At 73.8% G+C, this 5,595-nt stretch carries 5 protein-coding genes; 2 read left to right on the top strand and 3 right to left on the bottom strand.

The features are described from left to right. The first annotated feature begins 201 nt into the window (after positions 1-201). The gene (locus AOK11_RS36185) at positions 202-1,935 is read left to right on the top strand and encodes a fatty acyl-AMP ligase (RefSeq protein WP_055597873.1); all 1,734 of its coding nucleotides are present in this window, start codon (positions 202-204) and stop codon (positions 1,933-1,935) included. Positions 1,936-2,056: 121 nt separating this feature from the next. Beyond that, positions 2,057-3,289 carry an acyltransferase domain-containing protein gene (locus AOK11_RS36180; RefSeq protein ID WP_055597872.1) on the top strand — a complete coding sequence of 411 codons (1,233 nt, stop codon included), beginning with the start codon at positions 2,057-2,059 and terminating at the stop codon, positions 3,287-3,289. 17 nt (positions 3,290-3,306) lie between these two features. On the opposite strand, the gene AOK11_RS43675 is transcribed toward AOK11_RS36180, so the two are convergent. The 3 genes from AOK11_RS43675 to AOK11_RS36170 form a co-directional block, all read right to left on the bottom strand. Continuing rightward, entirely contained in the window at positions 3,307-3,474 is a 168-nt protein-coding gene (locus tag AOK11_RS43675; RefSeq protein ID WP_167353877.1) for a hypothetical protein, read from the bottom strand. Between the two features lie 258 nt (positions 3,475-3,732). Beyond that, positions 3,733-4,341 (bottom strand): response regulator transcription factor, encoded by a 609-nt coding sequence (locus AOK11_RS36175; protein WP_055597871.1) that lies wholly within the window; start codon positions 4,339-4,341, stop codon positions 3,733-3,735. Between the two features lie 32 nt (positions 4,342-4,373). Next, positions 4,374-5,595 (bottom strand): sensor histidine kinase (locus tag AOK11_RS36170; RefSeq protein WP_107098766.1); only part of this gene is annotated, 1,222 nt, incomplete at its 5' end.

The raw sequence follows: 5,595 nt of genomic DNA, 5'->3' as shown, positions 1-5,595 counted from the left end.
CCGCCCGGCCGGCCGCCTCCCGCTTCCCTTCCGGCCGCGCTCCGAGCGCGTTCCGGCCGCCCACCGCCCGCCCCGGGAGCCCGGCGGCCCAGCAGCGGTCGAGTGCCCTTCGAGACGGCGCGCATACGGTCACGGAGCGGGTGGCACGGGCGCCGATGACGGGGAGCGCCCGCACCCGTACGACACGCATGGGGGTCCCGAATGACCGGCTATCGCACCTTCACCGAAGTGTTCACCGAAAGAGCCGGGCAGACGCCCGATCGCGTCGCCCTGCTCCTGCTGCCGGACAGCGACGAACGCGGCCGTCCGGCCACGGTCACCTACCGCACGCTCGACGCCTCGGCCCGCCGTCTCGCCGGCCGGCTGCTGGCCGACGGCGCGGCCGGGGAGCCGGTGCTCCTGCTGCACGCCTCGCCGCGTCAGTTCGCCGTGTCGTTCCTGGCCTGTCTGTACGCGGGTGCGGTCGCCGTGCCCGTCCCTCCGTCGGGGGGCCACAGCCATCACGAGGAGCGGGTCGCGGGCATCGTGCGGCTGACGTCGCCCCGGGTCGCGCTGACCGACGCCGCGCTGGCCCCCGACGTGTCCCGGCTGCTGGCGCGGCACGGCCACGGCTCGGTGCCGTGCCTCGCCGCCGACGCGGTGTCCGGGGGCGCCGGCCTGCCGCTGCCCGTGCTCGACCGGGACTCGGTGGCGTATCTGCAGTTCACCTCCGGCTCGACGGGCAGCCCGCACGGGGTGGTCGTCACCCACGGCAACCTCCTCGCCAACCAGGAGGCGCTGGCGGAGCTGCTCGGCGCGGGTCCCGGGTCGCGGATCGGCGGCTGGCTGCCGTTCCACCACGACATGGGGCTGGTGGGGCAGCTGCTGCACCCGCTGTGGCTCGGCGCGACCTCGGTGGCCCTGTCCCCCGAGGCGTTCGTACGGCGTCCCGTGCGGTGGCTGGAGGCCATCGGGCGGTACGGCATCGAGGTCAGCGGCGCCCCCGACTTCGCGTACGACCTGTGCGCGCGGCGGGTCACCGACGAGCAGCTCGACGGGCTGGACCTGTCCGGCTGGCGGGTGGCGGTCTCCGGCGGGGAGCCGGTGCGGGCCGAGACCCGGCGGGCGTTCGTGGAACGGTTCGCGGGGGCGGGTCTGCGCCCGGAGGCGATGCGTACCGCCTACGGGCTGGCGGAGGCGACGCTGCTGATCTCCGGGGGCCCGGCTGCCGACGGCGAACTGACCGTCGACGCGAAGGCGTTGGAGAACGGCCGGCTCGACGCGCCCCGCGCGGGACGGCCGGCCCACACCCTGGCGTCCTGCGGCACCGCGGCCGGTGCGGCCGGGCAGGTGCTGATCGTGGACCCGGACACGCACGCGGTGCTGCCGGACGGGGAGGTGGGCGAGATCTGGGTGCGCGGCCCGGGGGTGGCCCGCGGTTACTGGCGCGACCCCGCGGCCACCGCGGAACGCTTCGGGGCCGCGACGGCCGACGGAACCGGCGGCCTGCTGCGCACCGGCGACCTGGGCGCGCTGGCCGGCGGCCACCTCCATGTCACCGGCCGGCTGAAGGACGTGATCGTGGTCGCCGGGCGGAACCTGTATCCGCAGGACCTGGAGCGCACCGTCCAGCGGGTCAGCACCCTGTTCGGCGCGGGCAGCGCGTTCTCGGTGCCCGGCGAGCGCGAACGCGTGGTGTTCGTCCAGGAGTTGCGCACCCACCGGCGGTACGCGCTGGATCTGGAGGAGCTCGCGTCGGACGTACGGCGGTGCCTGACCGAGGAGTTCGAGGTGTCCGTGGCGGGCGTGCTGCTGGTACGGCCCGGCACCGTCCGCCGGACCACCAGCGGCAAGGTCGAGCGGTCGGCGATGCGCCGGCTGTTCCTGAACGGCGGGCTGCGGCCCGTGTACCAGTACCTGGACGAGGACCTCCCGGTCCCGTCGGGCCGGAGGTAGCCGCCCGTGCGCCGCCCTCCCGCGGGCGGCGCGCCGGGTCGCCGGCCGAGGAGGCACACGCACGCGCCGGCGTGTACCGGCGTGTACGGGCACGTCGTCGACGGCAGGGAAGGGGCAGGACGTGAGCGCAACGGCACCGGACGATCCCGACGAGGGGGACTTCGCCGCCTGGCTCGCCGAGCGGATCGGCGGGTACGCGCGAAGGGTGGTCGGCGAGGACGAGGAACTGTCCGCGTGGGGGCTCGACTCGGTCGCTCTGCTCGGCCTGTTCGGCGACATCGAGGAGGAGTTCGGCTCCCTGCTCGACCCGGCGGACATCTGGGCCCATCCGACCGTCCGCGACCTCGCCCGCTATCTGGCGATGCGGCACGGCATGGGACGCGAACCGGGCCGGGTCAGGGCGGTGTTCGTGTTCACCGGCCAGGGCTGCCAGCATCCGCGGATGGCGGCCGGCCTGCACGAGGCCCTGAGCGCCTACCGCCGTCACCTCGCGGCGGCCGACGAGGCGATCGCCCCGTATCTGGGCCGCTCCGTGCGGGAGTTGATTCTCTGCGGTGATCTGCGGGTGCATCAGACGGCGCTGACCCAGCCCGCGCTGTTCGCCGTCCAGTACGCCCTGGCGATGACCCTCATCGAGGAGGAGGTGCGTCCGGCGGCCGTCCTGGGGCACGGCACCGGCGAGGTCGCGGCGGCCGTGGTCGCCGGGGCGCTGTCCCTGGAGGAGGCCGCCCGGCTGGTGTGCTTCCGGGGCGCCTCCATGCAGTACCTGCCGTCCGGCGGCGGGATGATGGCGACCTGCGCCAGCCCGTTCGAGGCCGCGGAGGCGGCTGCGGGCGAGCCGGAGGTGTCGATCGGCGCGTTCAACGCGGCGCGCGCCACGGTGCTCTCCGGTGCGGTCGACGCTCTGGAGCGGGTCCGGGAACGGCTGGCGGCGGTCGGTATCGCCGGCACCTTCCTCCAGGTGACGCACGCCTTCCACTCGCCGCTGATGGAACCGGTGACGTCCCGGTTCGCGGACGCGGCCCGGCATGTGGCGGCCGGCAGGCCGACCGTGCCGTACTACTCCACGGTGTACGGGCGGCGCTACGACGAGTCGCTGACCGGCGGGTACTGGACGGAGCAGATCACGGCGCCGGTGCGGTTCGCCGACGCCGCCCGCCGGATGCTGGCCGAGCAGGCCCCCAGCCACGTCGTGGAGATCGGCCCCAGGGCGGTGCTCACACCGTTCCTGCGGCGGATGGCCGGCACGCGCGGCCCCGCCTGCCTGGCGGTGTGCCGCGGTCCGGGGAGCAACGCGGTGGATCTGGCGGGGGTCCTGTCCCAGCTCGACGCGGGCCCGCTGGCGGGCATATGAGCGGGGGCCCTCTCGGCCTACTTCTTTCCCGCCCGGGCCAGGACGGCCGTGCCGGTCACCCCGGCCGCCAGTCCGCCGATCGTCCACGGCGTGCTGGGAGACCCGTCGTTGAGGCGGTAGCCGACGTAGCTGAAGGCCAGGGTGACGAGGAGCACGGTCATGCCCCAGTACTGCCTCTTGAGCATGTGACCTCCTTACCGGTCGAGCGGGACAGCAGCCGGTCGCACCCTAGGCCGGGACCGGAGCCGGAACTTCCCCGGGGTGCGTCCTCCACGCTCTTAGAGCCCCGAACAAAATGGGAGTCCGATCAGCTCTCGGCGTCTGGTGCGTGCGATCGCAAGGCGCCGGAAGGTCCTCGTAGCGGAGCTACTAGGGCCTTTTGGCAACGCGGCGAGCGTGCGTGCCAGACGCCGAGAGCCGGGCGCCCATTTTGTTCGGGGCTCTTACGGGATCCAGCCCGCCTCCTCCGCGATGCGGATGGCGTCGATCCGGTTGCGGGCTTTGAGCTTGTCGACGATGGCGGTGAGGTAGTTCCGTACCGTGCCCTGGGTCAGATAGAGCTGGTCGGCGATCTCCGCCGCGTCGGCGCCGCGGGCCGCCAGCCGGAGCACCTGGGTCTCCCGGGGGGAGAGCGGGTTGTCCGGCGCCTCCCAGGCGGTGAGGGCGAGTTCGGGATCGATGACGCGCCGGCCCGCGGCGACCGAGCGGACCGCCTGGGCCAGCCGGGAGGGCGGGGAGTCCTTGAGCAGGAAGCCGGAGACGCGTGCGGCCATCGCCCGGCGCAGCGTGCCGGGCCGGCCCAGGCTGGTGAGCATCAGGGTGCGGCACTCCGGCACCTTCCGGTGCAGGTCCGCGGCGGCGGTGAGGCCGTCGGTGCCGGGCAGGTCGATGTCGATGACGGCGACATCGGGACGGGTTTCGAGCGCGGACGGCACGATGAGGTCGCCGCGGTCCACCGACGCGACGACCTGAAGATCATGTTCCAGTTCCAGCAGGGCGACCAGCGCGCCGCGGACCATGTGCACGTCTTCGGCGAGAAGGATTCTCACCATCCCCATTGTTTCCCCCGATTCGTTCACGGCACTCAGACGGCGGGCCTGTCCGCCTCTCCGATCCGGTCGGCCGCGCCGTCGGCGGCCTCGTCCACGCGCGGGCACGGGCTCGTGTCCGCGCCGGTCGGCGGCCTGACGGGGGCCACCGCCGTCAGCCGGTACCGGCCGCCCTCGACGACACCCGCCGTCAGCTCGCCGCCGATCGCGCCGAGCCGGGCGCTCAGGTTCCCGAGGCCGCTGCCGCGGTCCTGGGCGAGGGAGCGGTCCGGGGCGGCGACCCCGTCGTTGACGAGGTCGAGGCGGACGGTGTCGCCGGTGGCCACGGCCGTGACCGTACAGGACTCCACTTTGCTGTGCCGGAGAATATTGGTGACGCCCTCGCGCAGGGCGGTCGCCAGCACGGTGTCCACCAGGGGGTGGAGCCGTCCGCACCGGATGTCCACCTCGACGTCGACGTCCGCCGCCGCCATCACCTCGGCCACCGACGCGGCTTCCGCCTCCAGCGACATGTCCCGGTAGCCGCTGGCCACCAGCCGTACGTCGGCGAGTGCCTGGCGGGCGACCCCGAGCACCGAGGCGACCTCGTCGCGGGCCCGCTCGGGGTTGACCGGCACCAGCCGGTGGATCAGCTCGCTCTTGAGGGTGATCGCGGAGAGGCTGTAGCCGAGCAGGTCGTGCAGGTCCCGGGCGAAGCGCAGCCGCTCCTGCGTGACGGCCATCCTGGCCATCTCGGCGCGGGCGTCGTGGACTTCGCGGACCAGGTCGGTGAGCCGGGTGAGGCCGTAGATGACCAGCCCGGTCAGCGCGGTGGAGATGGTGTAGTAGCCCGCCTCCAGAGCGGTCACGCCCTCCGCGAGCGACCAGGTGAGCATCGTCAGCGGGACGAGGGCGTAGCAGGGCCAGGCGATCCGCCCGGGCAGCAGGAGCAGAATCGATCCGGCGAGCGGTCCCGCCATACTGCCCCAGACGCCGCCGACCCACAGGACGGGCACGAGGGTCAGGGCCGCCTGCACGCCGAGGGTGGCCGTCTTACGGCGTGCGGACCACCTGAGGGTGCCGGGCGAGATGAGCAGCAGCTGCACCGCGTAGAGCACGACGACCGCGCCCGTGCAGACGATCCGGGCCCTGGTGCCCGGCACCTCGTTCTGGACGTTGAGGAGGGTGACGATGCCGTAGCCCGCGAAGACCACCGCGCTGATTCCCTGGGCGAGCCGGGGCGCCAGCAGGTCCCGTGCCCCGGCTCGCCCAGGGAAT

Source organism: Streptomyces hirsutus (assembly GCF_001418415.1).
GTDB classification, from domain to species: domain Bacteria; phylum Actinomycetota; class Actinomycetes; order Streptomycetales; family Streptomycetaceae; genus Streptomyces; species Streptomyces hirsutus.
This window is presented reverse-complemented; position numbering and strand designations above follow the sequence as displayed.